Below are 990 nucleotides of genomic sequence, written 5' to 3' on the forward strand. Positions count from 1 at the left end.
AGGGCGTGTCTCCCTACCGGTGAGGTAGGCCGGGGCCACGCTGGCGGGGTGAGTCGCACAGCTGAGATCGACGACGCGACGTGGGCGGTGCTCGAACCGCTGCTGCCCAGTAGCGACGGGCGCCCGGGGCGCCCGTTCCGTGACCGCCGGCAGGTCGTCGAGGGCATCGTGCACCGCTACAGGGCCGGGCTGGCCTGGCGCGACCTTCCCGAGCGGTTCGGGCCCTGGCAGACGGTCTGGAAGCGCCACCACCGCTACGTGATGGACGGCACCTGGGACCGGGTCCTGACCGCCCTGCACGCCCGCGCCGACGCGGCCGGAGACCTGGACTGGACCGTCAGCATCGACTCCACCGTGGTCCGCACCCACCAGCACGCCGCCACCGTGGCGAGGTCGGACTCGACGCCCGGAGAGCACACGGGGGGCACCACCGAATGACAAGAAACAGGCCGCCCGCGAGGACGAACCGGACGCCGAAGCCGACCGGGGCTGGCCTGGTGAACCCGATGACCACGGGATCGGGCGCTCCCGCGGCGGGCTGAGCACCAAGACCCACGCCGCCGTCGACGGCCACGGCCGCCCCCTGGCCCTGGTCGTGACCGCTGGGCAGGCCGGCGACTCACCGATGCTGCCCGTGCTGCTGGGCGCCCTCCGCGTCCCCCGCTTGGGCCCGGGGCGCCCCCGCACCCGACCCGACGCGGTCCTGGCCGACAAGGCCTACTCATCCCGAGGCGCCCGGGCCCTGCTCCGGGCCCGCGGTATCAAGGCCGTGATCCCCGAGCCCCGCGACCAGCAAGCCCACCGCACCAAGCGAGGGTCAGTCGGCGGGCGCCCCGTGACCTACGACGCCGACCTCTACAAGCGCCGGAACACCGTCGAGCGCTCCTTCAACCGCATGAAGCACTGGCGGGCCCTGGCCACCCGCTACGACAAGCTCGCCCTGGTCTACCGCGGCGGCGTCGTCCTGGCCGCCATCCTCACCTGGCTCAA

Annotated in this window: 1 pseudogene; it reads left to right on the plus strand. The window is 73.6% G+C overall.

Going from position 1 to position 990, the window contains the following annotated elements:
* Positions 1–48: 48 nt before the first annotated feature.
* Positions 49–990: pseudogene (locus tag Q0789_RS16575) on the plus strand (IS5 family transposase); the annotation flags it as partial.

Source organism: uncultured Pseudokineococcus sp., from assembly GCF_947499845.1.
Lineage (GTDB): Bacteria > Actinomycetota > Actinomycetes > Actinomycetales > Quadrisphaeraceae > Pseudokineococcus.